Raw genomic sequence first — 1299 nt, 5'->3', positions numbered from 1 at the left:
TCAGGCCCAGGTGACGGGTGCGCCGAAGGGCTCCGCGTATCGGGTCAAGCGAGGGAACGAGGAAGTCGACTTCGACGGCTTCGACGCGGAGGAGAGTCTGCTGCTGGAGGCCAAGGGCCCTGGATACGAGAAGTTCTTCGGAAAAGATCTCAGTGCGAAGGAGTTTTTCGAGGGTGTTACTCCCCTGGTGGAGCAGGCACGGCGGCAGTTCAGGGTGGCCGGAGGTACACCCGTTCGATGGGTGGTTGCCGAGGAGAGATTCGCAGCCGTATTGCGTGTGTTGTTCAAGCGCCAAGGCATTAAGGTGGAAGTGCGTTTCCTTCCTCCCTCGCAATGAGCATCGCGGATCAAATGTCGGACAGGTACTACGTCGGGGCTTACTGGGTGGCGCGGCACGAGTCCGACGTGTCTTGTGCCCGCAGAGCGGAAAGATTGTTCGAGAGCCTGGGCGACCTTGAACCCACGTGGCGTCAGTGGAACGCGACCGGGCGGACCATCAAGAAGGCCCAGGCCCGCTGGTTTCAGACCCACCAAGCCTCCTTCTTGGAACTGTTCGCCCGAAAGAAGAACCGTATTGGCGACGGCTTCAGCTACTGGTTGTGGACGGGGGGACCGACCCGGGACGAAGCAATTGCGGTCAATGGCTTCTGCGGCTCTGCGGACGCTGTGCCGACTTCGGTGTGTGTCGTCGATCCCCCTCATCACGGTGAAGTGGCTGAACGCGTATTGACCGCACCCGTCTTGCGCGAGGTGCTGCTTGCAATGGTGCGCTGTTGGGAACCGGCGTGGGGCGTCGTTGCCTCCGAGCAGTATCGGGACCAGATGTCGCCTTCCTCAGGGGACGTGGGCACCTTCGTGGGCTGGATGACCTACTTCTCCCGGAAATGGGGAGAGGTCCCTCCACTCCCCGCTCCGGTACGCGTCGAGCCCGTGGACGACCTGGGAACCCTGGTCATCCTCACCGAGGAACGATTCACGGTGACGAACCCGGAACACGTCCGCCTGGCCACGGAGGTGCACCAGGTGCTCGATGCCGCGGGCCTGCTGCGTGCCTTGTGATGAGGCAGCTGGCCTCCGCCGTCAGGACGACCTCCGCGGCGCTGCTCGGGCGTGGCCCGTGGGTTGGCAGTGAGAAACCGTGGGGACGGGCTGGCTGCTGGCTGCTGCTGTGGGTGTTCTGGGTGGGGTGCGCCAGCGGACCCACGGTGCGGCTGCGCACGGAGGACAGGACGCGGACGTATGTCCCGGCGACGTGGGACCGGCGGGTGCCGGTCAGCGCGCGGGAGTTCGAGGAGGCGC

At 64.5% G+C, this 1299-nt stretch carries 2 protein-coding genes and 1 pseudogene; all 3 read left to right on the top strand.

Annotated features, from left to right (window positions below):
* On the top strand, positions 1–337 hold a 337-nt coding region (locus ACLEQD_RS43605; protein WP_410391823.1), incomplete at its 5' end, for a Tox-REase-5 domain-containing protein.
* Positions 334–1059 carry an immunity 52 family protein gene (locus ACLEQD_RS43600; protein WP_410391822.1) on the top strand — a complete coding sequence of 242 codons (726 nt, stop codon included), beginning with the start codon at positions 334–336 and terminating at the stop codon, positions 1057–1059. The genes ACLEQD_RS43605 and ACLEQD_RS43600, both read left to right, overlap by 4 nt.
* Positions 1059–1299: pseudogene (locus ACLEQD_RS43595) on the top strand (hypothetical protein); the annotation flags it as partial. The gene ACLEQD_RS43600 and the pseudogene ACLEQD_RS43595, both read left to right, overlap by 1 nt.

Origin of the sequence: Corallococcus sp. 4LFB (assembly GCF_046520365.1) — a bacterium.
GTDB classification, from domain to species: domain Bacteria; phylum Myxococcota; class Myxococcia; order Myxococcales; family Myxococcaceae; genus Corallococcus; species Corallococcus caeni.
This window is presented reverse-complemented; position numbering and strand designations above follow the sequence as displayed.